The sequence below is a fragment of the Mucilaginibacter frigoritolerans genome (assembly GCF_007830615.1).
Taxonomy (GTDB): domain Bacteria; phylum Bacteroidota; class Bacteroidia; order Sphingobacteriales; family Sphingobacteriaceae; genus Mucilaginibacter; species Mucilaginibacter frigoritolerans.
Genome location: NZ_VLLI01000002.1, coordinates 419,947 through 446,150, shown reverse-complemented (window position 1 = coordinate 446,150; position 26,204 = coordinate 419,947). Strand labels below are relative to the sequence as shown.

The 26,204-nt window shown below is 39.4% G+C and carries 21 protein-coding genes; 10 read left to right on the top strand and 11 right to left on the bottom strand.

What is annotated here, in order from left to right; genetic code table 11:
* Positions 1 to 27: 27 nt before the first annotated feature.
* The 4 genes from JN11_RS05530 (at position 28) to JN11_RS05515 (ending at position 5,350) form a co-directional block, all read left to right on the top strand.
* Positions 28 to 360, top strand: a complete 333-nt coding sequence (locus tag JN11_RS05530) for a PadR family transcriptional regulator (RefSeq protein WP_144910422.1) — start codon at positions 28 to 30, stop codon at positions 358 to 360.
* A 22-nt stretch (positions 361 to 382) separates the two neighbouring features.
* A complete protein-coding gene (locus JN11_RS05525) occupies positions 383 to 2,050 on the top strand; it encodes a PspC domain-containing protein (RefSeq protein WP_144910420.1) in 1,668 nt (555 codons plus the stop codon).
* On the top strand, positions 2,050 to 2,268 hold the full coding sequence (locus tag JN11_RS05520; RefSeq protein ID WP_144910418.1) for a hypothetical protein: 219 nt from the start codon (positions 2,050 to 2,052) through the stop codon (positions 2,266 to 2,268). The genes JN11_RS05525 and JN11_RS05520 overlap by 1 nt, the downstream gene beginning before the upstream one ends.
* 631 nt (positions 2,269 to 2,899) lie before the next feature.
* Positions 2,900 to 5,350, top strand: a complete 2,451-nt coding sequence (locus tag JN11_RS05515) for an outer membrane beta-barrel family protein (protein WP_144910416.1) — start codon at positions 2,900 to 2,902, stop codon at positions 5,348 to 5,350.
* Positions 5,351 to 5,410: 60 nt separating this feature from the next.
* Here the strand turns inward: JN11_RS05515 and JN11_RS05510 are convergent, their stop codons facing one another.
* The 7 genes from JN11_RS05510 to JN11_RS05480 all read right to left on the bottom strand — a co-directional run bounded on the left by JN11_RS05510 (position 5,411) and on the right by JN11_RS05480 (position 15,277).
* Positions 5,411 to 6,217 carry a DUF4249 family protein gene (locus JN11_RS05510; protein WP_144910414.1) on the bottom strand — a complete coding sequence of 269 codons (807 nt, stop codon included), beginning with the start codon at positions 6,215 to 6,217 and terminating at the stop codon, positions 5,411 to 5,413.
* Positions 6,208 to 8,952 (bottom strand): TonB-dependent receptor, encoded by a 2,745-nt coding sequence (locus JN11_RS05505; protein ID WP_144910412.1) that lies wholly within the window; start codon positions 8,950 to 8,952, stop codon positions 6,208 to 6,210. The genes JN11_RS05510 and JN11_RS05505 overlap by 10 nt, the downstream gene beginning before the upstream one ends.
* A gap of 104 nt (positions 8,953 to 9,056) precedes the next feature.
* The gene (locus JN11_RS05500) at positions 9,057 to 9,770 is read right to left on the bottom strand and encodes a LytR/AlgR family response regulator transcription factor (protein ID WP_144910410.1); all 714 of its coding nucleotides are present in this window, start codon (positions 9,768 to 9,770) and stop codon (positions 9,057 to 9,059) included.
* Entirely contained in the window at positions 9,767 to 10,792 is a 1,026-nt protein-coding gene (locus JN11_RS05495) for a sensor histidine kinase (protein ID WP_144910408.1), read from the bottom strand. The genes JN11_RS05500 and JN11_RS05495 overlap by 4 nt, the downstream gene beginning before the upstream one ends.
* Positions 10,793 to 11,181: 389 nt before the next feature.
* Positions 11,182 to 11,796, bottom strand: coding sequence for a tetratricopeptide repeat protein (locus JN11_RS05490; RefSeq protein WP_144910406.1), 615 nt, complete (start codon positions 11,794 to 11,796; stop codon positions 11,182 to 11,184).
* 141 nt (positions 11,797 to 11,937) lie between these two features.
* Positions 11,938 to 14,547, bottom strand: a complete 2,610-nt coding sequence (locus JN11_RS05485; protein WP_144910404.1) for a M14 family metallopeptidase — start codon at positions 14,545 to 14,547, stop codon at positions 11,938 to 11,940.
* Positions 14,548 to 14,662: 115 nt separating this feature from the next.
* Positions 14,663 to 15,277, bottom strand: a complete 615-nt coding sequence (locus JN11_RS05480) for a hypothetical protein (RefSeq protein ID WP_144910402.1) — start codon at positions 15,275 to 15,277, stop codon at positions 14,663 to 14,665.
* A gap of 131 nt (positions 15,278 to 15,408) precedes the next feature.
* Between JN11_RS05480 and recQ the strand changes: the two genes are divergently transcribed.
* Positions 15,409 to 17,571: a DNA helicase RecQ gene (gene recQ / locus JN11_RS05475; RefSeq protein ID WP_144910400.1), complete on the top strand. Its 2,163-nt coding sequence runs from the start codon at positions 15,409 to 15,411 to the stop codon at positions 17,569 to 17,571.
* A 58-nt stretch (positions 17,572 to 17,629) separates the two neighbouring features.
* The gene (locus tag JN11_RS05470; RefSeq protein ID WP_144910398.1) at positions 17,630 to 18,967 is read left to right on the top strand and encodes a UDP-N-acetylmuramoyl-tripeptide--D-alanyl-D-alanine ligase; all 1,338 of its coding nucleotides are present in this window, start codon (positions 17,630 to 17,632) and stop codon (positions 18,965 to 18,967) included.
* A 95-nt stretch (positions 18,968 to 19,062) separates the two neighbouring features.
* On the opposite strand, the gene hpt is transcribed toward JN11_RS05470, so the two are convergent.
* Positions 19,063 to 19,602, bottom strand: coding sequence for a hypoxanthine phosphoribosyltransferase (gene hpt, locus JN11_RS05465; protein WP_144910396.1), 540 nt, complete (start codon positions 19,600 to 19,602; stop codon positions 19,063 to 19,065).
* A gap of 186 nt (positions 19,603 to 19,788) precedes the next feature.
* Here hpt and JN11_RS05460 point away from each other — a divergent pair, with 186 nt between their 5' ends.
* Positions 19,789 to 21,021: a M16 family metallopeptidase gene (locus JN11_RS05460; RefSeq protein WP_144910394.1), complete on the top strand. Its 1,233-nt coding sequence runs from the start codon at positions 19,789 to 19,791 to the stop codon at positions 21,019 to 21,021.
* 81 nt (positions 21,022 to 21,102) lie between these two features.
* Positions 21,103 to 21,675, top strand: a complete 573-nt coding sequence (gene def / locus JN11_RS05455) for a peptide deformylase (RefSeq protein WP_144910392.1) — start codon at positions 21,103 to 21,105, stop codon at positions 21,673 to 21,675.
* A gap of 102 nt (positions 21,676 to 21,777) precedes the next feature.
* On the opposite strand, the gene JN11_RS05450 is transcribed toward def, so the two are convergent.
* The 3 genes from JN11_RS05450 to JN11_RS05440 form a co-directional block, all read right to left on the bottom strand.
* On the bottom strand, positions 21,778 to 22,446 hold the full coding sequence (locus tag JN11_RS05450) for a hypothetical protein (protein WP_144910390.1): 669 nt from the start codon (positions 22,444 to 22,446) through the stop codon (positions 21,778 to 21,780).
* A gap of 116 nt (positions 22,447 to 22,562) precedes the next feature.
* Positions 22,563 to 22,841: a NifU family protein gene (locus JN11_RS05445; RefSeq protein ID WP_144910388.1), complete on the bottom strand. Its 279-nt coding sequence runs from the start codon at positions 22,839 to 22,841 to the stop codon at positions 22,563 to 22,565.
* A gap of 27 nt (positions 22,842 to 22,868) precedes the next feature.
* Positions 22,869 to 23,957, bottom strand: a complete 1,089-nt coding sequence (locus JN11_RS05440; RefSeq protein WP_144910386.1) for an Mrp/NBP35 family ATP-binding protein — start codon at positions 23,955 to 23,957, stop codon at positions 22,869 to 22,871.
* Between the two features lie 721 nt (positions 23,958 to 24,678).
* On the opposite strand from JN11_RS05440, the gene JN11_RS05435 reads away from it, so the two are divergent.
* Complete coding sequence (locus tag JN11_RS05435) at positions 24,679 to 25,470, top strand: DUF3050 domain-containing protein (RefSeq protein ID WP_144910384.1); 792 nt, start codon at positions 24,679 to 24,681, stop codon at positions 25,468 to 25,470.
* A gap of 506 nt (positions 25,471 to 25,976) precedes the next feature.
* The gene (locus JN11_RS05430) at positions 25,977 to 26,171 is read left to right on the top strand and encodes a hypothetical protein (RefSeq protein WP_144910381.1); all 195 of its coding nucleotides are present in this window, start codon (positions 25,977 to 25,979) and stop codon (positions 26,169 to 26,171) included.
* Positions 26,172 to 26,204: the final 33 nt, after the last annotated feature.

The window sequence follows — 26,204 nt, the reverse complement described above, 5'->3', positions numbered from 1 at the left end:
ACAATTTAAAACATATATCTTTGCAGTATGATTGTTGAAAATACACAAACCCAAATGCGGAAAGGAATACTGGAGTATTGCATTCTTTCCATAATAGCCAAGGGCGAGACCTATGCTTCGGACATAATTGCCGAGCTCAAGAAAGCCCAACTGCTTGTAGTTGAGGGTACTTTGTATCCGCTGTTAACCCGTTTAAAAAATAACGGACTGCTTACTTACAACTGGGTTGAATCAACTTCAGGACCACCGCGAAAGTATTATGTACTCTCGGACGAGGGCCGGAATGTGCTTGAACAATTAGATAAAACCTGGGAAGAACTCTTGTTTGCAGTGCAAACTGCCATAGGGAACAGAAAATAAAAAACCTGAAATTATTATCATCATGAACAAAACTATCATCATAAATATAAACGGCATCGTATTCCACATTGAAGAAGATGCCTACGAAGTGTTAAAAAATTACATGACAGATGTTAAGCGACACTTTTCGACGTCTGCCGACAGTTTGGAAATTACCACCGACATTGAAAACCGTATTGCCGAAATGTTTGCGGAAACGCTGGCCCGCGAAAACAAGCAGGTTATTGTTGAGCAGGATGTAAACAGCATAATTGAACAAATGGGTACCGTGGCCGATTTTGAGTTTGCAGAAGACAATAGCAAAGCCGATTCTGCCTCTCATCCCTATACTACCGAAAGCCGCAGGCTATTTCGCGACCCGGATGACCACCTGGTTGGAGGGGTGTGCTCGGGCATTGCCAATTACTTTGATATAAATGCAGTTTGGATAAGATTAGCATTCGCCTTATCATTCGCATTTGCCGGGTCAGGCTTTATCCTGTACATTATACTATGGATAGTGGTGCCCAAAGCTATTACGCGGGCCGACAGGATGGCCATGAAGGGCGAAAAGCAAAACCTGCAGGGCTTTAAAAAGAACTTTGAAGACGAATTGAGCGGCGTTAAGCAAAACCTTTCTAACTTTGGTAACGAGGCAAGGCCCTTTGTTTATAAAGCCCGTGATTTTGCAGGCGACTTTTTCCATCATCTGGGGATATTTATAAGAGGAGCCGGCCAGGTGCTGGTAAAACTGGTTGGGGTATTTATTTTATTAGCCTGCCTGGGCCTAACCATTTTTATAGTGGTGGCTTTTGTTGCCCTGATAGGATTTGGGCACTTTGCTCCGTTTCATGATCTTCCTTTTAATATACTTAAACATAATCACGCCAGTTTGATTTATTCAGCAGCATTCCTGGTGGCATTTATTCCGGTGTTAAGTATTATTATGCTAACATTAAAAGGGATTTTTAATACCGGATCCATCAATCGTTCAACAGGATCAACCATCCTGGTGGTATGGCTATGTGCACTGGGGGTATTGGTGTTTTACAGCACACAAATAGCGTCAAACTTCAGAGAGTCGGCTCAGTTTACTGAAACAGTAAACATAAAACCTGAAAAAAGCGGCACCTACTATCTTAAGCTAAACGATTTAAAATATTTTACACACGAAGACAGTACCCGGCTGGATATTAAAACCTTATCACCTAATGTAAAAATTACAGATAACCCTTATGAATATAATGACTTTGATCATTATGAATACAGAAAGGTACATATCAATATTGAAAAAAGTGATGTTAACCAACCCGTTATTGTTGAATCATACAGTGCAATGGGCAGAACCTATGGAGATGCTTTATTTAATGCACGTAACATAAAATACATTTTTACCCAGCAGGATTCTGTTTTAAGGTTTGATTACAGGCTGTATGCAAGCGATGACGAGCTTTGGCACGGTGAAGAATTGTACATCACCCTAAAAATACCTTTAAATACCAAACTGGTTATCGATGAAAACCTGAGTAATATGGTTGGAGATATAAATATATACGATTGTAAACAAGCGAATAAAAAAGATAAAGCAACCTCCGCTGTATTTATAATGACCGATAACGGGTTGCAATGTAAAGTTGATACCCTTGTTACCGCAAAAGCAGACAGTATTAAAATTAAACAAACTGCCGACAGCACCCAAAATGCACAATAATGAAAGCCATTGTTAGATATATAAGCCTGCTGTTAGTCAGCGGGCTTATATTGCATTTTTACAATACCGGAATTCATAAATTATCAGGTGATGATCAATTTAAAAAGAATTTGCTTACCCAAAGCCCCGCCATCCATCCTCATTATAATACTTCGCCTTTCGCTGCGCTCTTTTTTAAAGAAATAGCTAAAGAACTGTTCCCCGTATTAAAAAATTAAAATTAGGATGTAACCTTCACCCCCTTTTAATAAAACACATCGCCTATATAATATAAATACGAAGTTAATCTGGATTTAAAATCCTCTAATTCAAAACATTTAATTGTTTATTCATTAATTTACAAATTAGAAGCCCATGACTATAAATACATTACCGAAGTATTTAGGGCATTCACCGGAAAAAGACCCCTTCTGGCCGAAAAAAACATATTTCTTGTAACCTTTACCATTGTTTCTGCATCTTATAGACAATAATATAAACTTCAAGGTTTAAGACTATAATGATCTTTTGATCGCAAAAAAGAGGGCAAGCCTCTTAGGGGATTTCTTTTGGGTAAGATTTTGTAGAGATTAAATAATTATAAAAACACACTACCTATTTAATACAAAGTACAATAACAACCTGGGCTTAAACCGGGTAAAAATCCAAAAAACATATTTAAACTATTAAAAAAGAAGATAGCTCTTCTAAAGGGATAATTATTGCCCAAAAAATAATGTAAGTGAAGCCACTGGTCATTAAAAGCTGTCTGCTGGTCAAAAAAGTTTCTGCAAAAAGTACAATAACAAATCTTTGCATCAAAAACAAAAGGATATATAAAAAACAAAACGCAACGCAATAAATTAAAACATGAAACTACTTATTACTAAAATACGATACCTGATGCTACTGCTTATTATTAGTGGAGCAGCAGCAGCACAAACAACCAAACCAATAGGAACCGTTTCGGGTACGTTGCTCGACGAGCAGAGCAAACCTTTCGGTTATGCCACAGTAAGCCTGCTAAAAGCAACAGACTCAACAACAGTTAAAGGAACATTGAGCAGCGATGCCGGGGTGTACATATTTGATAATATAACACCCGGCACTTATATTATTAAAGCAACAACAGTAGGTTACAGCGCGGTAACCAGCGCGCCCTTTACTACAACCGCTGCAAACCCAGGCTTTACTGCTCAGGCATTAAAAATGCATGCCGCCAGCCGTGCGTTGAATACCGTTACCATTTCTGCAACAAAACCGTTAATCGAACATCAGGTTGACCGCACGGTAATGAATGTGGAGAACAGTGTGCTGGCAGCGGGTAATTCAGCCATGGATATTCTGGAGCGGGCACCTGGTGTATCAGTGGATAAAGATGATAACATCAGCCTTAAAGGAAAACAAGGTGTTACCGTAATGATAAACGATAAATTGACCTATTTGTCGGCAGCGCAACTGGCAACGCTGCTTCGCTCCACAGATGGTACAACTATTCAATCTATCGAAATTATCCCTAACCCTTCGGCAAAATATGATGCAGCGGGTAACTCTGGCATAATCAACATCAAACTAAAAAAGAATAAACAAGCAGGCACAAACGGAAGCATTACAGCAGGTACCGGCTATGGTGAGTATTGGAAAGATAATGAAACCCTTACATTAAACCATAAAGATGGCAACTTAAATGTTTTTGGCTCCTTCAGTCATAACGACAATAAATACACACAGCAAATTGGGTTAAAGCGCATAATTACCGACAGTACCGGACACCAAACGTTTTTTAATCAATCTACTGCCATGCCACAGGTAAATCATAATAATAGCTACCGCCTTGGGGCTGACTATGATTTATCATCCAAAAACACAATCGGTTTTGTTGTAAGTGGTTATTTTAATGGCGAGGATGATAATTTTAACAATTATACTAATATAGGCAAAAACTTTACCGAAGTTGATTCATCCTTGCATACAGTATCAGCTATTCACCAAACCTATCATAACATCGCATTTAATTTAAATGATTCGTACAAACTAGATACCGCTGGCCAGGAAATAAGCGCCGATCTCGATTATTCAAATTTCAGAAATGGCTCAATAGCTTCTTATACTACTGATTTCTTTTTGCCGAATGGATCCGTACAGCAACCCCAACAATTTTTAGGGAACATTACACCATCAAACATTGACATTAGGACCGGGAAGGTTGACTATGCAAAACCTTTAACCAAATCGTTAAAATTGGAAACCGGTTTAAAATACAGCGACGTAAAAACAGATAATAATCTGCTGCAAACAGAATCACAAACAGATCCTTATATAGATAATAACCATTTTGTGTACGACGAGAAAGTTGATGCGGGATACGTAAGCTTAAACAAGGATTTTAAGAATTATTCGGTAAAAGCCGGTTTACGGGCAGAATACACACAATCATCAGCAGTGGGCGATTCGGCAAATGTGGTTCAAAGTATCTCGAGGCATTATTTTGATCTTTTCCCAAGCTTGTTTATTAATCATACTATAAATGATAAGAACGAAATGAGTTTCTCTTACAGCCGCCGCATTGACAGGCCGCAATATGATAACCTTAATCCGTTTGTTTTTCATCTTGATCCTTACACTTACCAAAAGGGTAACCCATATTTAAAACCACAGTATACCAACAATTTTGAGTTTGATTATACCTATAATAAAAGCATCACCCTAACACTTGGATATAGCAAAACAACTGATGTAATTACCCAAATACCCGGAACAGATCCAACAACTAAGGTTTCATTTGTGACACAGGAAAATTTGCAGGTACAAAATGCTTATAATGTTAACCTGTATGCGCCGTACACAATAGCCAAATGGTGGGAAGGCAATGTAAACGCAACAGCCTTTTACCTGGGGTTTAAATCAAATGACCTGGAAGGCGGAAATTTAGACAATGGGCAATGGGCCTACCAGATGCGGGCAACACAAACACTAACACCTTTAAAAGGATTTAAATTTGAGATAACCAACCAGTATCAATCGGCATTAACGTATGGGCTTTTTTATGTAAAACCACGGTATTCAACAGATGCCGGGGTGAGTCACTCGTTTGCCGACAAAAAACTGAATGTTAAATTTTCAGTAAGCGATATATTTAATACCCTTACCAACAATGTTACCAGCAACTACCAGGATAACAATTTAGTTATTAATCAAAAACGTGAAAGCCGCATTGCCCGGTTAACACTAACCTACAATTTTGGCAACAATTCAATTAAGGCCCGCCAGCACCAAACTGGTGCCGATGAAGAGAAAAACCGCGTAAAAGGAGCTAATTAAACCCACAAGGCCCGGACAGTTAAACCCTAAACTGTCCGGGTTTTTATTTGCAGGGTATTTCTATTGTACCAAAAATGATAAAGTGTCAGCCTGCATAGCCGTAAAAATGCCGACACCGTTTACCACATTAGTTGGCTGATTTGATAAACTGGACGATGTTGAACCCGTTGTATTACTACTCAGTAAATTAATATATTCCACATTTACGTTGCAAAGCATTATCTGGTAATGCCCGTAATAAGCAAAAGTGCGCTGTGTAAGCGGATAACTCGAACCTTGATAAGTATTTAATTCAAAATTGGCACTAGCACTTCCAAAACGGGTATCTGCAGCAAAAGAAGTTCCATCCAGGTTATTAAATACAAGTACACTGCGAAGCGAATCGGGATTAGTCCATGTTAAATTAACCAGTGTATCTAAAACCGAGGTACCCAATAAGGCATCAATAGTCATACCTGAATGTGTTGCCGCAAAATTAACGGGCTTAGCAGGCATAACTGTTTTAGCCGAAACAGCATAAGTTAAATAGCTAAAACTTAAGGTATATGTTTTGCCTGTAGCTAAAAAGGTTGAATCAGCATAAGTGTAAGCTCCGGTAGATGACTGTGTTAACTGAATAGTGTTACTGCCATCAGAAATACTTACTTTCAATCCTTTAATTGCGGGACCAAACTTCGCCGTATCAGTAAGTGCCTTTTGCGAAAACACATTTACGGTAATCGGTTTACCGGCTACGAGGTAAGCTTGAACTACGGGCAGGTTACTGTTGTTACTAGCGCTGGTAGTTTCTTTTTTGCAAGCGTATAACATCACTGCTGCTATGAACAATAACACCAGGTGTTTAATTTTGTATCTTTTTATTTCCATCGTAAACTTAGAGTAAGATTTGGGGTAAAGCCCAGGTAATCAACATTGGTGGCAATAGCCGCGTAATTTTGAATTTGGTACTCCTTATACCACACATTGGTATGGTTGTACACGTTAAACAGGGATATTCCTATACTACCAATTTTATTGCCACTTATCTTCAGCAAATCATAAGTGGCCGAAATATCAAGCCGGTGATAATCAGGCAAACGTAGTGCGTTTTTGCCACTAACCGTATAAGCTGTGCTGGTACCACCATCAAGTGTTGAAACGGTATATGTAGTAAGCGGGGCTGTGTATGGATGTCCGGTGCTAAACAACCACACTGCCGAAAAATTCCAGCGGTAATAGTGGTACATATTAATAGTTTTAAACTCGTGCGTCACATCCTGATCTGCCGGGAAGTAATTGTTTCCAAATACAGCAAATTTGTCTTCAGCCTGGCCGAGCGTATAGCTTATCCAACCGGTATAATTACCCAGCTTTTTCTGTAATAAAACTTCAATGCCTTTTGCATACCCGGTTCCATTGTAAAAATCCTGGGTTATAGTAGTAGCAGCACCCTGAAAAGCGTTTGATTGCCGCAGCGTATATTCGGTTAAGCCCGACAGCGTTTTATAATACCCTTCCACATCAACTAAAAACTTATCCGTTTCATAACTCACACCGCCCATATAATGCTGCGCCGACCCAACCGGGATATCGGTCTTGTTTGATAATAACCAAAAGTTACGGTTACCATTTAAAATATCTTCTTGTGTAACCTGGTTCATAAACTGATAAAACTGACCTGTAGCTGCTTTCAGTGTAAAATGATCGTTGAGTACGTAGCTTGCCGAAAACCGTGGCTCTGTATATAATTTGCCGGTTGGCCCATACCATGTTTCGCGCACGCCAGGTTGTAAATGCAATTTAGTGGTCGGATCAATCAAAAGCTCGGCATAACCACCTCCTGAAAAAGCACTTTCGCGCTGATTCACAAGTGTACTGGTGTCATTTTGTACGTAGTTATAATTGGTAGCCTGACGGGTTAAAAAACCACCGTATGCAAATTTCAATTTGTTGCTCAGTTCCCAGTTCCATTCAGACTTCACCCCTACATCGTTCAGGCTGTTTTTCTCAACAATACCCTGTTCAAAGCTTACCGCATCGCCATTGCTATCATCTGTGGTTCCGGAGGTTGACCTGTTTCGATCATTAAAAAAAGATGAATAGGTGATATAGGTATTAGAATAGATATTATCGGTCCATTTTTTAAACCATTTTACGCTGCTGCCCAGGTTACCATATTTAGTATAATCGGTTATATTAATACTGTTAACTGATGAGGTTAAAAATGAAGGTATATCCAGCGCCCTGCTATTGTCAGTATTATCTTGACCATTATATACACTCCAGGTTATCAGGTCGTTTTTATCCAGGCGATTAGTATATCGCAAATCAGCATCATAAAAGTGCGACGCCGGTGTGGTTTGTTCCGGACCACCGGGACCACCACGACCAGGGCCGCCACCTTGAACGGTAGAGGTATTAAACTGACTGAATATTTTGTTATACAAAGGCCCCTGGTACGAGCGGCGGACAGCAAGCACGAGTGTTGAATTATCAGTTACCGGTATTTCGGCAAATGCGTTAACGCTTAACAAACTCAAATCCACACCATAATTAGCCTCGTTCTTGTTGCCATCTTTCCCATTAATTTCGGTAACGCTGGAAAGCCTGCCACCAAACTGAGAGGAAAAACCACCTTTATATAATTGTACATCCTTTACAGCATTGCTGTTAAAAGCGCTAAAAAATCCGTAAAGGTGATCAACCTGGTAAATGGTAAAGCCATCAAAAACTACCAGGTTCTGATCGGGCGTTCCGCCGCGTACATATGCACCGGACGAAGACTCATTGGTCGCCGCTACGCCTGGCATTAATTGAAAAGCCCTGAGTATATCTTTTTCGCCAATATTTGGTAGTTTATCCAAACTGGCCGGGTTTAATTCCAATACACCTACTTTTTTGGTATCGGTATTCATTACACCGCTCTTTTTACCGGTAATGGTTACCTCATTAAGCGTGTTTAAGGCCGTAAACATTTCAATTACCATGGGTTCCTGAATTTTTTTTGCATCGAGCCTTATTTTTTCAGGCTGATAGCCGGAGTTGGTTACTTCAACTACGCAGGTATCAGAAGGAATATTAAACAAAATGAAATTACCGTCGCCCCGGGTAATCGTAGTTAAATTGGTATTTCGGATACTGATGGTGGCCGATGGCAAAGGTTCGCCGGAGCCCTGATCAACCACCCTGCCGCTTATACTAAACTTAAAATGACTTGGAGGAGCCACAGGATCAGGCAACTGGACCGGCTTGACAGTACCGGCAGCCATATCTCCGGCATTTTTCGTCTTTTTGAGACGGGCAAGGTCATCCGTATTTTGCAGTATGTAAATAATACCGTTAGCCTCAATCCAGTAATGCAAATTGTAGTCGCTGCAAACTTTCTCAAGGGCATCCTTTAGCGTTTCATTGAAAAAATGCTCAACCACATCCATTTTCTGTAATGAATCGCGTTCAAAAACAATGTTTAAATGATAATCAAGGGCAAGGGTGTCCAGAAATTTATCAAGCGGACAGGTGTAAAATTTACTAATAGAATTCTTTTTTAAGATTTTTTGCGTTTGCTGGGCAAAGCCTCCCAAAGAAAAACCAATAATCATCAACAGCAGTAATAGTTTCTTCATTCTAATTGATTTCAGTTTGCCGAAAATGCGGGATATAGACAGCGCTGGAAAATAAATGAGATAAAAGCCTTTAAAGTGCCGACAAAAGGCCGAGATGTGCCGTTTTATTCTACCCTATCGCTCGTCATTTTATTAATAACATCGCGGTAGTTATCGCTTAAAGGCAGTTCAGCGGTAGTGGTTATGATCTTCCCCCTTCGGATATACAAAACATGATCAATATTGATAATATATGACTTATGCACGCGGTAAAACTGATCTGGAGGCAACTGTAACTGGAGTGATTTAATACTGGTACGTGATACAATCGGTTTAGCCTGGTTTGCCAGGTTTATCTTTACATAATCTTTCAAACCCTCTACATATTCAATGTCATTAAAATTAACTTTAACCAAATTGTAGTCGGCATGCATAAAAAAATGGTTCCGTTTGTTAACAATTTCCTCGGGCGTTTTCTTCCGTAGTTCAAACTGAATATGGGCCTTATAACAGGCCTTCAAAAAGCGCTCTAATGAAACAGGCTTTACCAGGTAATCTATTACGTCCAGTTCAAATCCTTCAAGAGCGAATTTTTCATATGCGGTAACAAATATTACCATGGGCTTCTTAATCAAACTTTTAACCAGTTGTAAGCCATTAAGGCCGGGCATTTGTATATCGCAAAACAAAAGATCTATGTCGTCTTTTTGCAATAGTATTATGGCCTCAGCGGCGGTACGGCATCGCCCAACAACCTGTATATAATTTACATGTTTTAAACTATCTTCCAACAAATCAAGCGCCAGGGGCTCATCATCAACCAGTAAACATCTTATCATTTTAAACTTATTTGCAGGTTTACCTTATAAATGTTATTGCTATCATCAATAAGTAAACTATGGGTTTTGGGGTAAAGTAGTTCAAGTCGGCGTTTAACGTTATTTAAGCCTATGCCGTGGCTTTCATCTTTATTTAAATCACCCGGGTTATAGGTATTTTCAACGCTAAAAGCTAATCTTGTATCGTCCGTAAATAAGTTAATATCTATATAAGGGTTTGCTACATCACCAACACCGTGTTTAAAAGCATTTTCAACAAAGGGTATTAAAAGCATGGGCTCGATAGTTTTTTGTGGCGAATTAATTTCAAAATGAAAATTCACTTTTACTGAATTGCCAAAGCGTAATTGCTGCAGGTCAATATAACTGCGTAAATAATCCTCTTTTTGCTGAAGCGTGATCTGGTCTTTATCATTAATATAAAGCATATACCGCATCAGTTTTGAAAACTGAATTAAGGTTGGCTCAACAGAAACCGGATTTAAGCGTGATAAGGCCACAACACTGTTTATTACATTAAAAATAAAATGCGGACTAATCTGTGAACGAAGAAATCCCAACTCTGATATAAGCGCGGCATTTGTAATATCATTTTTACTATTGATGATCTTAAACTGCTCAGCCAGATACCGGTATGCGAAACTTGCAGCAGTAATAGCTGCCAATGGTAATAAATTGAAGCCAAATGGAGGCGGCCCGAAATGATCCTTATGCATAAAAAAAGGAGGGGTTGGCGGCCGGGTATAAATAATGATAAAATCAAGTATCCCAAATAAGGCTGCCAGTAAAAGAAAATACAGCCCGATATTTTTCTTTAATACCACCGGTATTAAAAAGAATGCATTGGTATAAAACTGAATTGCAAGCAATACGTTTACCAGTACAAAATGCCAGGGCGAAAAAAAACGATGAGGCACACCCGTATAGGGCCTTGACATAAAGGGCAGGATAGTAATAAAAACCCAAAACAGAATATGGATCAGAACCTCAAATATCACTGCCGGTTTAACCCGTTTTAACATACAAACAAAAGTAAGTGAATTTAAGGCCGACCATTTTTATAATAGACGACAAGGCCAATTGTGCCGACCAGTGCCACAATTATAGGTATAAATGAACACGGCATTTATTGAAATTAAGCTTCAGGAGTTCATTTTAACATTATTTAACGATGTTTATTCAGTTTGCCGTTGCCAATACGCAGTTAGAAGTGGACAGTTATCAATAGAACGATTAGTTTATATTAAGATAGTCCATAACTGGTTTTACAGCCATCAAGTTGCAGGGATACTGCCCATTGCAAACTAATAAAGCAAGCAGGCTCTTACTGCCTGCTGATAACTAAAAACTGCTGACTGATAATTACTGCTAAATCTGGGCATTTATACACCGTCCATCTTCTATTCTCATATTATTGGGCCAAATGATAGAGATATGATTTTTTGTCAAAGTCTTCGAAAAAATAAAAATCCGTAATCAAATCTGATTGAAGCTTTGGGTTTAATTTAATTTGCCTATTTAATTCGCTTAAAGCAGATTCTTTTCCCTCTGTTAAGGCTACTCCCAATACAAAGCCATGTATAAAATTCACATCCCCAGGATGAGTAATCAAACTATCTCTAAAATTATGTTTAGCTAACTGATACAATCTTTTGGCTGAATCTAACAGGTTCATTTTCTCAAACGCCTCAGCTCTCAGTGTAATCATTGAAGGGTTATTACGAGACAGCGTTAAAATTTTCTTACTAATATTTAGTTCTTCTTTATATTCGCGATTGCGATCATAAGCATTCGCCAAATTTATATAAGCAAGCAAATATGTAGAATCACAATCTATGGCTTTCTTAAAAAAGGATATAGCTTTTAATACTCCTCCTTTTTCATTCTCTGTAACGTTCATCATAAAAGAGGTTCCTTTATTATTTAGCTCAATACACTCAGATGAGGGTATTTTCATATGCTGACCATTACACGAATAGAAAGAAAACATTAGGTATATCAAATAAAAAGCGAATGAATTTTTCATTATTAAATTTATAAATTTACCTTAAAGTCAAGACTATGCGTGGCTTTAGGCCCGCGCTATACATTCGCGCCAGAAAGAGAAATTATTAACTGCTAACTGGCTCTTACTGCCTACTGCTAACTAAAAGCTGCAAACTGACAATTACTGTCCAACCATAAATACTGCATTACTAAAAAGCAATTTTCCATTTTCCCAAAAGCTGCGGAAAAGCGGGTCATCAACAAAATACACTACCGACCCACGACCCAGAGACTGTACGCCCAGCAGTAAGCCATCCTTAATTTTATCCTTGCTTTTTTGCCCCACAAAGCCTGACACATAGCCATCTTTTTTAACTGTGCCTACATTCCAGCCATCATCGCCAAAAAAGTCATAAATATCATCACTTAGTTTTAGTGAATAGTAGTATGAAGGCAAACCATAACCTAGCGGGTGGGTATTATCCAGATTCAGCTTATAAATAGCTCCCGGAACACTTGACCGCAGGGCATCTTTATCCCGGTCCTCATATAATCTGATGTTGACTGTTTTGTTTTTATCATCGGTCTTATCGTCCTTTTTATCTTCCTTCTTCTTTAAAGCAAACCCTTTTTTATCAGCTAATTGTGCTACCGCGTTTTCCATAACAATAAGCCGCCCACCGTCGTGCACCCAGCTTTGTAATTTATCCGATGGAAAATCTTCATAATTACCATCAGGGAAAATAGCTACATCAAAATCGGATAAGCGGGTACGGCTCAGATCTTGATAGCGGACCAGCGAAACAGGATAGCCTATTTGCTGCTCAAAAAAGTGCCAAACCTCACCCATTGCTTCAGCTGAAACACCATCACCGGCAACCAGCATAACCTTTGGCGCATGCATGTATCTAATCACATCAGATCCTAAATCAGCTCCCTTTTCAACAAAGCCTGAAGTTAAGGGCGTTAAAGGACAGTTAAATCTTTCGGCTGTTTGTGTAACTTCCTGATCAAAATCTGTGGCATCATTACCGGCTCGGGTAATGAGCAATGATCCGGCAGCAAACTTTTTACCACCAGTCTCAAAAGGTCTTGACGAATACCTTATCTTGATTCCCTTTTTTATCAGCGCCGCTAAAAATTTAACATCCCCAACAGATTGCCATGCCGAAACATAAGCATAAAAATGTGGTATCTCTGTAAATTTGGGTGGAGGAGTAAGCCTAACATTAGTTATCTTTCTTTCAGGACTCTTTATAGATTCTTTTAAGCCGTATGTTTCCAATCCATAAACATAGGGTAATGACCATGCGGTGATATCATAGGTATTTGAATCGGCAATAAAGGTTTTAGGCTCAAGCAATACATTTAACAATACTGATTTAGGTTGATAGGCGTTAACCACCAAATCACCCTTTTTAACATCATATTGCTCTGTTTTACCTGTAAAATAGTTATACCCTGTAACACTCTGGCTAAGGCCGGATCCATACTGAATACCATTCCTGCGAAGTAATTCACTCAGACGATCTATTTTTTCCTGGTTATTATTTTTGATGATATAGGTTTTGTATTCGCCTGGTGGATTATTAATACTATTGTCGTAAAACTTTTTAAACTCATCCAATAATTTCTTTGCATTGGCTGATACCACTTCAATTGTGCTTATACTGGTTGAATGATGGTGCGCAATCCTATCAGCAAGTGTTAAGGTATCGCCGCTACGGGTCACTACAGCTAAACCGGCACTAATGCCACCCTGCTCATAGGTCATCCCGATGGAGCCGTTATAAATAGGATAAGTATCGCCGTATGATGGGTAAAGCAGATCAAATTCCTGCCTGGTAAAATACAACCAGCCGTTTTGGTCGAAGTACTTGGCGTTATTTTTTCCGATGATTGTTTGAAACTCTCTTTGCCATGCAGTTATCACTTTATGAAACGGCTCGGCAGCTGGCGCGAAGTAATATGGTGCATTGTATCCTTGTTCGTGATAATCAACATGTACTTCTGGAAGCCATTGATTAAAAAGAGCCAAACGAGCCTGTGTTTCTTTTTGTGTTTGCCAGGCCCAATCGCGGTTAAGATCAAAATAATAATGATTTATCCTGCCACCCGGCCATGGTTCTGCATGCTCGCGTGATGTTGGGTTAGCATCGGGCGTTGCTCCTCTTACAGAATTGTAAAAATTCACATATCGTTCGCGGCCATCTGGGTTTAAACAGGGGTCGATAACCACAACCGTATTTTTCAACCATGTTTTAGTTTGTTTATTGGCCGGATCGACAAGTTCAAACAAAGTTTGCATGGAAGTTTCGCTTGATGCAGGCTCATTGCCATGTACATTATAACTTAGCCAGCAAATAACCGGTGCATTATCAAGTGTTGCAGCATTGGTTGTGGTTCTTAAAAGGGTCCCGTATTCTGCACCAAAAAGGCTGTCAATTGCTGCATTTCTTACTTTATTATTCGTAGTGCTATATGCCACCTTTTCTAATCCCGCAAGCCTTAGATTATTCGCCCGGATCTCTTCCAACCGACCAATATTTTCATCCGATGCAATAAACATCGCCAATAGCGGCCTACCCTCATTAGTAGTACCATATTGCTGTAGCTTTACATTTTTTGATGCCTGTGCTATGTATTTAAAATACTCAACAATTTTGTAATGGGGGGTAAACTGGTCGCCAAGTTTATAACCTAAAAACTGTTCGGGCGATTTAATTTCCTGGGAGGAGGCGGTACAAACAAAACTTAAAAAAATTAAAAGGGCGTATATTTTTTTTAACATCAGATTGAGTATAGAGAAGCTAATTTAAAAAAATAATTTAATGCGATGATTTAATTGTCTGAGTTTACAATGAGTAGAGATTATTGGTATTGACTTGAAATAAAGAAACCTCAGATCAAATTACAATACATGCGGGACTTTTAAAATAAATTCCTTTACTCACCTTCTTTACAATACCTTTTGTATCGATGGTGAAATGAAATGCTTCTTTTGTATTGGGACAGAGGGTTTCCTTTGTAAGTATTATTTCATAAAGCCCTTTAGCTTGTAAATATGCGCCACCCTTTTTGCTTTGATCCGGATAAACTCCGGTTTTTAATTCTGCCAACAATACAGCCTCTTGCAGATTGTCGATATCACCCATAAACTCAATAAATTGTTCATTTGAGATTATATAGCCCACCTTGCCGTTATAAACATAGGCAATGTATTTATAACAAAAAGCTGGTAAACAGCCTATAAACAAACTACCCCCGGGATCTTTAAATTTCACACTATCCGGTCTTTTTCCTTTGCTGAAAATCACATAGCCTTCTTTGGTAGTATCTATTCCGCCTTCAACATATTCCCAATACGTATAGTTTTTATCAGCAACAACAGACCTGACAAGGCTATCGCGATCCCGGTATATTTTGGGTAATTGCTTATAGGTATTTTGTTTGTGGCTTTGCGACATCGCCTGCAATTGGCAGCAAAGCATGCCCGATATCAAAATAAATAGTGTTTTCATTTAAATTGGATTGAACCTAATAAAGCTATCAAGAAAAAGAAGACATCCAAATAAATTATAATCAAAATGCCCTGAACGCCCAGTCAAAAATTCGCACTTTTGCATATCTTCACATCTGCACAGCAAAATATATGACTCCAGTACAGGCACTACAAAAATATTTCGGGTACAGCGCGTTCCGCCACGATCAGGAGGCTATCATCCGGCATGTTTTAAACAAAAAAGATGTACTGGCACTCATGCCCACCGGTGGTGGTAAATCTATTTGTTACCAGTTGCCAGCAGTAATGCTGGAAGGGCTCACCATCGTCATATCGCCTTTGATTGCACTGATGAAAGACCAGGTTGACAGCCTGAATGTAAACGGAATTCCGGCAGCTTTTTTAAACTCGAGCCAGTCAACTGATGAGCAGATTAAACTTACTACCCAGCTGCGTAATAACCAGATTAAGCTTTTATACCTCGCGCCCGAACGTTTGTTTGCCAACGAAGGCAAGCTCATCACCTTTCTGAAAACTCTGACTGTTTCATTAATTGCTATTGATGAGGCACATTGTATTTCGCATTGGGGACACGATTTCAGACCGGAATACCTGGCACTGGCCAATTTAAAACTTGAATTCCTGAGCATCCCGGTAATTGCACTTACGGCTACTGCAGATAAGCTCACCAAAAAGGATATTCTCGAAAAATTAAACCTGAAGGACCCTGCCATATTTATATCATCCTTTAACCGGGCAAATATTACTTATAACGTTGCCCCTAAAAAGAATAGCTTTAAGCAGCTGCTTGCTTTTTTAGATTCAAAAAAAGAAGATTCAGGTATTATCTATTGCCTTTCGCGCAAATCAACAGAATCATTAGCTGCCGATTTAAAGGAGGCTGGATTTTCTGCGGAGGCTTATCATGCCGGCCTGGATAACTCCATCAAGGCACGTACCCAGGAGGCTTTTTTGCGCGATGAGGTTAAGATCATTGTTGCCACCATTGCGTTTGGAATGGGTATCAATAAATCAAACGTGCGCTATGTGGTGCATGTGGATATGCCAAAAAACATAGAGGGCTATTACCAGGAAACCGGCCGTGCAGGGCGCGATGGACTGCCATCTGAAGCCATGCTGTTTTACTCGCCTGGCGATGCCAATAAGCTGAAACAGTTTGCCATGGTGGAGGACAATCCCGACCAAAGCCGCATCATGCTCAAAAAGCTGGATGATATGGTGCGTTATTGCCAACTGCACGCCTGTCGCCGCCAGTTTCTGCTCCGATATTTTGATGAAGATGCCGCCAACAACTGCAACTCCTGCGATTTTTGTTTAACCGAGTTCGAAACATTTGATGGCACCTTGATTGCTCAAAAAGCACTATCGGCAGTATTTAGGTTAAAGGAGCGCTTCGGCGCTACTTATGTAGTTGATTTTCTCCGAGGATCCAAAAACGAAAAGATTCGCGCCGAGCATAAAGAACTTAAAACTTATGGTATTGGTGCTGATATCAGCAAAAACGATTGGCTTCGTTACCTTCGCGAGTTAACCGGAATGGGCTATTTACAAGTAAGTGACGATGCCTACCCTGTTTTAAGGCTCACCGCAAAAAGTGAAGCCGTGCTTAAAGGACTTGAAAAAGTTGAACTTGTAAAATCACAAATAATAGAAGAACATCAGCCTGTTACGGAAGAGATACCTGCAGAAACAGAACTGCTGGCCGATCTGCGAATTATCCGCCGCGATATTGCCATCCACGAGAATGTGCCTCCATACATCATCTTGTCTGACGCTACATTGGTAGAAATGGCAACCTATTTACCCCAAAGTCTGGATGAATTGCGATTAATCTCCGGCTTTGGTGATATAAAACTGGCCCGATATGGAAGAGAGTTTTTGTTGCCAGTTAAAAACTATAGTGAACGCAAAGGCCTATCATCCAAAATAAAACAGAAAGCAACAAAAAAACCCTCAAAGATAAAACCAGGACAAATCGGTGCATCGAAATCGTCTGATACGGCTTTAGAAAGTTTTACGCTTTTTAAATCCGGTAAAACCATTGCCGAAATTGCAGCTATCCGCGGCTTGTCGACCACTACCATTGAGGGGCATTTGAGTTTTTACATTTACAAAGGCGAAATTGATGTGAGTCAATTTGTAAATGATGAAAAGAAACAATTAATAAAAGACACCGTTGAAAGTTATGGAGCCGATAAACTAAGCCCGCTAAAGGAAGTTCTTGGTGCGGATATCAGCTACAGCGAAATTAAAGCAACCATAGCCTGGATGCGCCTAAAAGAAATGATATAAAATCTGCTTTATTTGTTAAAGCGCCAGAAAAACAAGAAAATTGTTGTTGCGAAAAACTATGATAACCACTACCGAACATTTATACCAGCTTTTTCTTCAGCACCCATCTATCAGTACCGATACCCGTAAAATTACACCGGGAAGTTTGTTCTTTGCCTTGAAGGGGGATAAATTTGACGCCAATACTTTTGCGCAACAAGCTATTGAGGCAGGTGCAGCCTATGCTGTTATCGATAACCCAGCCTATCAGTTGGGCGAAAAATATCTGTTGGTTGATGACGTGCTTTCCGCTTTGCAGGAGTTGGCACGTCACCATCGCCGACAGTTAAATATTCCGGTTGTGGGCTTAACCGGTACCAATGGCAAAACCACTACTAAAGAACTGATCAACTCCGTTTTATCGCATCATTTTAAAACGCAGGCCACACAAGGCAATCTGAATAACCATATTGGCGTGCCGTTGACCATTTTAACTATCGACAAAACACACCAGGCGGCCGTTATTGAAATGGGCGCTAATCACCAAAAAGAAATTGAACTGCTTTGCAGCATTTCGCAGCCTAGCCACGGCTTAATTACCAATGTAGGCAAGGCGCATTTGGAAGGTTTTGGTGGTGTGGAAGGCGTAAAAAAAGGGAAAGGTGAGCTTTACGATTATTTAAAGCAATCAACCGGGGTTGCATTTGTTAACGGCGACAATGCCACTTTAATGGAGATGAAAGATGCGCGCCATTTATCAAATGTTGTTTTGTATGGAACATCGGCCAATGGAAACCTGGTTAGCGGTAAAATAATTGATAACTCACCCCTGCTAACTTTAGAGTGGACCAATAATTCATCGGCCAAAAGCCACACTGTAAAAACACAACTAACCGGGGCCTATAATCTGGATAACATCCTGGCGGCCATCTGCATTGGCGTATATTTTAAGTTGAGCGATGAAGAAATAAATAAAGGCATTGAAAGCTATCAGCCTAAAAACAACCGCTCACAGATTGTGCAAACGGCAAGTAATACCCTTATCTGCGATTATTACAACGCCAACCCCAGCAGCATGTTTGTAGCTATTGAAAACATTGGCAAACTTACTGCCAGCCGTAAAGTATTGATTTTGGGCGATATGTTTGAAATGGGCGACGAAGCGGCTGCCGAACATGAAGCGGTGATTAAAAAGGCTATGGAAACACCTGTAGACGAACGAATTTTCGTTGGAAAAGAATTTCAAAAAGCAGGTCTGACCATGGACCATGGACCATGGACCATGGACTCTAAAATCTTTTACCCCACCGCAGAAGATGCCATTGCCGGTTTAAAAGCAAATCCCATAAAAAACTCAACAGTACTCATAAAGGGCTCGCGTGGAATGGCTTTGGAGCGATTGGTGGAACTGTTTTAATATAAAACAAAAGTTTAAGAAAGCACGCGTGTTAATGTCGCACAGAGAAAGATAGGCAAATTCCGAAATCGAAACTCCGACTTCCGAAATCAGAATTACTTTACTCTCTTATAAATATCCTTCAAATTCCGGCCCATTTCTTTGTAGTCGAGGCCGTAACCTACCACAAATTCGTTTTCAATTTCGAAGCCTACGTATTTGAGTTCATCGATTTTTTTGAGCAATGCCGAAGGTTTCAGCAGCAGGGAGCACAATTTTATAGAAGCTGGTTGTTTTAACTTTAATTTTTCGAGCAGGTAATGGGCGGTATTGCCGGTGTCAACAATATCTTCAATCACTACCACATCGCGGCCTTTAATATCAACTGTAAAATCTATATCATCGCGTATTTTCAGGCTGCTTTTGGTACCGCCATAATAAGATGCCAGTTTGGTAAAAGTTATTTCGCAGGGAATGTCGATTTGTTTAATTAAATCGGCAATAAACAAAAAGCTGCCATTTAATACGCCCACAAATACCGGGATGCTATCTTTATAATCTTCACTTAGTTGCAAACCCATTGCTTTAGTCCGTTCCTCTATATCTTTTGCTTTTATAAGGGGGGTAAACTCCAGATCGGCAATTTTTGTTTTCATGCGTCTAAATTAAGTAAAATGTGCGAAAGTGCGAAGGAAGGCCATGGTAGAAAAGACCCTGGGCTGACAAAGCGCATCAACAAACGCATCGTTATGAGCTTTCTTAAAATCTTAACATCCTGCTGACTTTAAGCCGCCCCGCTCATTTCAAAGTTTCAGACTTAAAACCCTATCTTTGCCCCCTACATGACGGATTATCAGGTTCATACTTTATCCAACGGCATCAGGATTCTTTTTAAACATGCGCCATCAACCATAACACACTGCTGTTTTATTGTTAATGCAGGCTCCCGCGATGAACTGGGACACCAAATTGGTTTGGCCCATTTTATTGAGCATTTATTGTTTAAAGAAACAGAGCGCCGTAACACCAGCCAGATATTAAACCGCCTGGAGCTGGTTGGCGCCGACTTAAACGCCTATACTACAAAAGAATATACCTGCATCCATGCGTCGCTGTTAAACCAGCATCTGGAGCGCACCATTGATCTTTTTGAAGATATTTTATTCCATTCTACCTTCCCCGAAGAAGAGCAGGAAAAAGAAAGAGGCGTAATTTTAGATGAAATAGCCTCCTATCTTGATCAGCCTGAAGAAGCTATACAGGATGATTTTGAATGCCTTTTGTTTAAGGATCACCCTATAGGTGAGAATATTTTGGGCACTCCAGAAACCGTGGCAAAGCTAAATAGTAAGGATATACAGGACTTTATGGCAGCCAACAACAACACATCAGAGATGGTTTTTGCTGTTTTTGGCGATTATGATTTCAAAAAGCTTATCAAATTATCGGAAAAATATTTTGGTGCAGTACCTGCAAATGATGCTAAAAAGCATCGTTTAACGCCCGACTTAAATACAAAAGGTAACCATATTTTTACAAAACCCATCTCGCAAACGCACTGTATAATCGGTAATCAGGCGTATGCTTCATCGCACCAAAATAAAACCGGGCTGCTGCTTTTAAACAATATGCTGGGTGGTATGGGCATGAGCAGCAGGCTTAACCTGGAGATAAGAGAGAAACACGGTATTGCTTATACTATTGAATCAAACTATACTGCATTAACCGATACCGGTATATTCTCTATCTATTTTGGTACGGACAGCGAAAAGGCCGAAAAAGCAACTAAGCTGGTACATAAAGAACTGAAAAAGCTAAGGGAACAAAAGCTGGGAACCCTGCAATTACATCAAACAAAACAAAAATTTATTGGCCAGATAGCCTTGGCTGAAGAAAGCCGTATGGGCCTAATTATCTCCATGGCTAAAAGCCTGGTTGATTTTAATTATGTAGATAGCCTGCAGCAGGTTTTTGATAAAATTAACGCGGTAACTGCCGAACAATTGCTGGCAATAAGCAACGAAATTTTTGATGATAACCGCATGGTAACATTAGTGTTTGAGCCTAAGCAATAATCCTTTATTTTTGTAAAATGAATTTATTGTAAATAGTTTAATACAATAAGTTAATTATCACTAAAAAGAACATCCAAATTAATGAAATATCCTATCGTAGCATACGGCGATCCTGTTTTAAGAAAAAAAGCTACGGCTATTGAGCCTGACGAATATCCGCACATAAAAGAGTTGGTTGACAATATGTTTGAAACCATGTATGCCGCTCATGGAGTTGGCCTGGCGGCTCCGCAGGTGGGTATGTCTATGCGTTTATTTGTGATTGATGCCACCCCTTTTGAAGATGATGACGAAGGATTAAAAGGGTTTAAAAAAACCTTTATTAATGCTACCATGCTGGATGAAACCGGCGAAGAATGGGCATTTAACGAAGGTTGTTTAAGTATCCCTGATATTAGGGAAGATGTTTATCGCTGCCCGGTTATCAGGCTTTCTTATTACGACGAAAACTGGAAACACCATGAAGAGACCTTTAAAGGTATGGCTGCCCGTGTTATTCAGCATGAATATGACCATATTGAAGGAAAGCTATTTACCGATAAATTGAGTCCTCTACGTAAACGCCTTATCGAGAAAAAACTCAACGATATTTCAAAAGGAATTGTTGATGTGGATTATAAAATGAAATTTCCGGCGGTTAAGAAAGGGAGATAACTTATAGCTAAATGGGTATAGGTTAGCTATAAATAAAAGGATTTAAAAGATAAAGGAGCTGTTTATGATAGCTCCTTTATCTTTTTATGAAATGTTTTAAGGTTAATTACCTATCGTGCTGGTTGGGCTGCTTGTGATGCTTGGTGTGCTGCTTCGTGCTTTATCCCCATCAGAGATCTCTTTGATCAGGCTGCCCCAGTTAAACGGATTTAACAGCGGGTTAGTGATAGAGTGCGAGTTCAGCACATCGTTATGAAAATCCTGAAAGCTTCCTATCTCCGGACCGTCTCTCCGTAAAGTGCGCTCTAGTCTTAAAATTGATGATCTGCTAATGTTTTTTTCCGCTATTGCCAGGTCATCATCAGCAAGTTTCATGGATATAAATTCCTTGGTGAATTCTTCAGTAGTAGCCCACGGAAATACGCGAAAAACAGGAAGGTTAACAATTTGCGGTTTAAGTGATACTTGTGTCAAATAGCTCTTTGCAGGCAAATTTGCCGGAATAACTACTGTTACAGGAGCATAACCAACAGATGAGAACCGTATAGTATCCTGTTCATGTACTACAAATGAAAAGAAACCCTGGTAATTGGAAAGATAGGCCTGGGTTTTGTTAGTCAGGTTTACTATACTTACATACGGTACAGCCACCCTTACACTATCAGCATTATGAATAATACCGGTAAATTGTACTAAAGACTTCTCTTGCTTTTGGGCAAAAGCAGTTATGGTAAGTACGCTTAAAAATATGATGCCAATTAACTTCTTCATTTACTAATTAGCTTTTTTGTTGTTATTACAGGGTTCAATCTTAAAAGGGGATATAAAATCTTAAACAAAAATAGCCTTTTGCCCCAACACAATATACATTTTAACAAAACTTAACATTACCTCAAATTTTCGGGCAGTACCGCGTTAGGGTCGTCAATGTCTGTTAAATTTGTAGCTTCAACGGCGGTAATTTCAGGAACGGCCTTTTTTATAGCTTCCTCAATACCCGCTTTTAATGTCATGATACTCATGGGGCATGATCCGCATGCACCAAGCAACTTTAATTTAACAACATTGTCTGCAGTAATTTCTTCTACAGAAACGTTGCCACCATCAGTAGCCAAATATGGCCTGATGGTATTTAAAGCTGTTTCAACCTGATCTAATAAACTCATTTGTACCAAAATGTAAAAGTAAAGTTATTAATTATTTACCAAAGTTTTTTTATCTATAGCAGTAGCGTTACAAATGGCTACCTGCTGTGCCACCTTTTTGGCCATTTCAATAAAGGCATTTGCCATTATACTACCCTCATCCAAAACAATTGGTTTACCGGCATCGCCAGAATCACTTATGCCCTTAACCAGCGGAATTTCTGCCAGGAAAGGAACATCCAGTTGTTCAGCCAACTTTTTACCACCACCTTGTCCAAAAATGTAATATTTATTTTCGGGTAGCTCGGCAGGAGTAAAATAAGCCATGTTTTCAACAATACCCAGTATGGGAACGTTAATGGCATTCATCATAAACATGCCAATTCCTTTTTTAGCATCGGCAAGTGCCACATTCTGCGGAGTTGTTACAATTACCGCGCCAGTTACCGGAAAAGTTTGTGTAACCGTTATGTGAATATCACCAGTGCCAGGCGGCAAATCTACCACCAGATAATCCAGTTCGCCCCAGTCGGCATCATTAAAAAGTTGTTTTACTGCGGTTGATACCATTGGGCCACGCCATGGAACGGGTTGATTAGGATCGGTAAAGAAACCTATTGATAATAATTTTATACCATATTTTTCAATGGGCTGAATGCGGGTTTTACCATCAACGTCTCTGGCTTTTGGTCTTTCACCTTCAAGTCCAAACATAATAGGGACTGAAGGGCCGTAAATATCTGCATCTATTAAGCCCACCTTTGCTCCCGTTTTAGCCAAAGCAAGTGCCAGGTTAACCGATACGGTTGATTTACCAACACCTCCTTTACCTGAAGCTACAGCAATAATGTTTTTTACCCCCGGTACACCTGTGTTTTTTTGCGTAGTAACACGTGAGGTCATGTTAATGCTGATCTCGACATCTTTGCTAACAAAATACAATATGGCATTTCGGCAGGCATTTTCAATCATGGCCTTAAGCGGGCAAGCCGGGGTGGTTAGTATTACAGAAAAGCTAACATGGTTACCTTCTATATGGATATCCTGTATCATGTTAAGGGTAACCAGATCTTTTTTCAGATCGGGTTCTTCCACATTGCTCAGGGCTTGTAAAACTTGTTCTTGGGTGATTGTCATAATTTCTCAAACAAAATTACCTAAAACACAGCGTATAAGTGTCATTTGATTGATAAAATAAGGAAATAGCCCAAACTACCAGTTTAAAAATACAACAGGGATAAGAACCTGTGCTAATTAGATTTTTAAAATGGCTTATTAAGTGCCCACCCTATGATGATCATTCCTAAGGCAACGGTGGAAATTAATCCCAGGAAGACCAGTATCCAGTAAATAACGTTCTTCATAATTTTTATTAATCGCCTGGCAAATCATTCCGGGCAAATAGTTTAACAATCCTAGGGAATAAAATTTATTGATGAAATGTGCGATGTTAGGTCAAATTGAAAACATAAGCGGCAATCCATCACGTTTATCAAATCAAACAAATATAATTATAAATAATAACTTAATAATAAGGAGCTTATAATTTTAAACTTCCAATTATAAAATCCAACACCTTTTACAACCTATAGCTATATTATGCGGGTGTATTTTTTCAGTTAATATTTTGTAAACAACCACTTGGTAAACAAATTGTTTTTTTACCAGCTGAGCAAGCGTTAGGCGCCATGATAATTGAACCAAGCCGATAAAAGTATTCCTGAAGTGATTAAATAAGCCTTCTCCGGTCATTTCATTCTCATAATTGCGCAGCGATAAGTACTTTAAGATCAATATTTATAAATGGATTTGCAGCAAAATTTTACCTTTGCGCCCGGAAAACACCAGTAGGAAGCAGATGAACGAGCACATAAAAAAAATACAAGAAGCTATTGAACCCCTAAGGCAGCAAATTGTTAACCATAAAGTTTACAGCGTAGTAAAGAATATTGATGACCTTGCTGTTTTTATGAATTACCATATTTACGCCGTTTGGGATTTTATGTCGTTGCTTAAAGGTTTGCAGCAAAATTTAACTTGTACTAATGTGCCCTGGTTTCCGGTTGGAAATGCCAATACCCGTTATCTGATTAATGAAATTGTAACCGGCGAGGAATCTGATCTTGATGCTGAAGGCGTGCGCAAAAGCCATTATGAAATGTATTTGGATGCCATGAAGCAATGCGATGCCGCCCCCACAGTATTTCTTGATTTTATTGCAGCTCTTCAAAAATCAGGCAATTTGGATACCGCTTTTACTACAACGGCCATTCCTGATGCTGCCCGCGAATTTGTGGACTATACCTTTAACGTGATTAACAGCGGCAAGGCGCACTTGCAGGCTGCAGTTTTTACTTTTGGACGTGAAGACCTGATCCCTTATATGTTTTTAACCATTGTGAATGACCTTAATCTGAAATTTCCGGGGCAGGTTTCACAATTTAAATATTACCTGGACCGCCATATAGAAGTTGATGGCGATCACCATAGCCATCTGGCACTGGAAATGACTGCCGAACTTTGCGGCGAAGATGCCCAAAAATGGGAGGAAATTACTGCAGCCTCCATAACCGCGCTTGAAAAACGGATAGCTTTATGGGATGGCATCTATAATGAACTGGTTAATACAAAGGAGTTAATGGAAAATTAATGATAAAATGTACCTTTACCTATAATGTCAGGTGATCGGTTGTTTTATTGTAAAGCGAAGTTATATAAATGGTTAATTGCGTTAACCTTTATATTCCACACCTGTGCCATTTCGCTTCCAGCGGTATCACAGTCATTCTGTACTCAAAAGGCACTTACTGAATTAGTATTCTCAAGGAGAGTAAGATCTGCTCATCTTATTAGTGCCTATAATAAAAAAGTCAAGCAGCAGGTAGTCAAAATTGTTTACGGTGCTAATCAAAAGTATTTAGTATTTGCAAACAACCTGGTTTGTAAAGTAAGGTTTATCCACCAGCGTAAACAATTCAGATTGGTTAAAATAACGATCCAACAACAAGCCATTACTATAAAGGCAATTCCTCAAAGCCCGGCAAAGGACGTTCTTATTACGTCAATAACGTAACCTGGTTAATTCTTCAACCGGCGTTATTCCTTTTATTAATGCTGCCTTTATGCAGTAATTATTTAACCGTTAATTTATTTATTATGGGAGGCTTTAAAAAAGCTATTAAGTTGGTATTTATAGTGCTGCTTATTATCCTGGCGTCAGTTGGTATATGTTTTGGGGGAGGCCTTGCTATTCCTTTTTCTGAAAAAAGAGAAGATACTAATGAGGCCCGTATAGAACTTGTTGATTATGGAGAGAAAAAGACCAGCAACGCAGATGAGCAATATAAATAATAAATAGCTTTGAATTTTGATAAACAAAAAGCG

What these genes read in the sequence shown, in the direction of transcription:
- JN11_RS05530 (WP_144910422.1), top strand. Translation starts at nt 28, where the DNA reads ATGATTGTTGAAAATACACAAACCCAAATGCGGAAAGGAATACTGGAG.
- JN11_RS05460 (WP_144910394.1), top strand. Translation starts at nt 19,789, where the DNA reads ATGACGGATTATCAGGTTCATACTTTATCCAACGGCATCAGGATTCTT.
- JN11_RS05510 (WP_144910414.1), bottom strand. Translation starts at nt 6,217, where the DNA reads ATGGAAATAAAAAGATACAAAATTAAACACCTGGTGTTATTGTTCATA.
- JN11_RS05440 (WP_144910386.1), bottom strand. Translation starts at nt 23,957, where the DNA reads ATGACAATCACCCAAGAACAAGTTTTACAAGCCCTGAGCAATGTGGAA.
- JN11_RS05485 (WP_144910404.1), bottom strand. Translation starts at nt 14,547, where the DNA reads ATGTTAAAAAAAATATACGCCCTTTTAATTTTTTTAAGTTTTGTTTGT.
- JN11_RS05525 (WP_144910420.1), top strand. Translation starts at nt 383, where the DNA reads ATGAACAAAACTATCATCATAAATATAAACGGCATCGTATTCCACATT.
- JN11_RS05500 (WP_144910410.1), bottom strand. Translation starts at nt 9,770, where the DNA reads ATGATAAGATGTTTACTGGTTGATGATGAGCCCCTGGCGCTTGATTTG.
- JN11_RS05495 (WP_144910408.1), bottom strand. Translation starts at nt 10,792, where the DNA reads ATGTTAAAACGGGTTAAACCGGCAGTGATATTTGAGGTTCTGATCCAT.
- def (WP_144910392.1), top strand. Translation starts at nt 21,103, where the DNA reads ATGAAATATCCTATCGTAGCATACGGCGATCCTGTTTTAAGAAAAAAA.
- JN11_RS05505 (WP_144910412.1), bottom strand. Translation starts at nt 8,952, where the DNA reads ATGAAGAAACTATTACTGCTGTTGATGATTATTGGTTTTTCTTTGGGA.
- JN11_RS05470 (WP_144910398.1), top strand. Translation starts at nt 17,630, where the DNA reads ATGATAACCACTACCGAACATTTATACCAGCTTTTTCTTCAGCACCCA.
- JN11_RS05450 (WP_144910390.1), bottom strand. Translation starts at nt 22,446, where the DNA reads ATGAAGAAGTTAATTGGCATCATATTTTTAAGCGTACTTACCATAACT.
- JN11_RS05430 (WP_144910381.1), top strand. Translation starts at nt 25,977, where the DNA reads ATGGGAGGCTTTAAAAAAGCTATTAAGTTGGTATTTATAGTGCTGCTT.
- JN11_RS05515 (WP_144910416.1), top strand. Translation starts at nt 2,900, where the DNA reads ATGAAACTACTTATTACTAAAATACGATACCTGATGCTACTGCTTATT.
- recQ (WP_144910400.1), top strand. Translation starts at nt 15,409, where the DNA reads ATGACTCCAGTACAGGCACTACAAAAATATTTCGGGTACAGCGCGTTC.
- JN11_RS05435 (WP_144910384.1), top strand. Translation starts at nt 24,679, where the DNA reads ATGAACGAGCACATAAAAAAAATACAAGAAGCTATTGAACCCCTAAGG.
- hpt (WP_144910396.1), bottom strand. Translation starts at nt 19,602, where the DNA reads ATGAAAACAAAAATTGCCGATCTGGAGTTTACCCCCCTTATAAAAGCA.
- JN11_RS05490 (WP_144910406.1), bottom strand. Translation starts at nt 11,796, where the DNA reads ATGAAAAATTCATTCGCTTTTTATTTGATATACCTAATGTTTTCTTTC.
- JN11_RS05520 (WP_144910418.1), top strand. Translation starts at nt 2,050, where the DNA reads ATGAAAGCCATTGTTAGATATATAAGCCTGCTGTTAGTCAGCGGGCTT.
- JN11_RS05445 (WP_144910388.1), bottom strand. Translation starts at nt 22,841, where the DNA reads ATGAGTTTATTAGATCAGGTTGAAACAGCTTTAAATACCATCAGGCCA.
- JN11_RS05480 (WP_144910402.1), bottom strand. Translation starts at nt 15,277, where the DNA reads ATGAAAACACTATTTATTTTGATATCGGGCATGCTTTGCTGCCAATTG.